Genomic DNA, 409 nt, shown 5'->3' with positions numbered 1-409 from the left:
ATGTATACGTCATATTGTCGATCATCTTTGGAGTAAATGCTACGGTTGCTCCACCCAGGAGCTTATGCATTCGCTCATTACGCACCAATGTTAAAATGTTGCCATTGTGATCGTAAGTAAGGCTTTCATTCAAATTGTTAACTTCTGTCGTACCGGTGGCTGTCTTAACCTTGTAGATAGCAGCTTTAAGTTTGTTGTCCTTGTCATACGTGAAAGCGTATCCTTTCTGTCCGACAACTCCACTGCCATCGCCTAATCCCTTCCATCGGATCGCACTGATATTTCCATCATACAAACCCGTATTTCCCAAACCGGAATCCACCGTATTATACAAGAGTTCCATTCCGAAGTAATCGTTGGACTCATCATTCTGTGCGCCATCATTATTCAAGAATGCATTATTTATCGA

Annotated in this window: 1 protein-coding gene; it reads right to left on the bottom strand. The window is 42.1% G+C overall.

Annotated features, from left to right (window positions below; all coding sequences use genetic code 11):
• Positions 1–391, bottom strand: a 391-nt coding sequence (locus RM812_RS42645; protein WP_311586472.1) for a hypothetical protein, incomplete at its 3' end; no start/stop codon positions are given.
• Between the last annotated feature and the right edge of the window lie 18 nt (positions 392–409).

Origin of the sequence: Streptomyces lancefieldiae, assembly GCF_031845825.1 — a bacterium.
GTDB lineage: Bacteria > Actinomycetota > Actinomycetes > Streptomycetales > Streptomycetaceae > Streptomyces > Streptomyces lancefieldiae.
The sequence above is the reverse complement of the archived record's forward strand: the minus strand, read 5'-3'. Positions and strand labels throughout refer to the sequence as shown.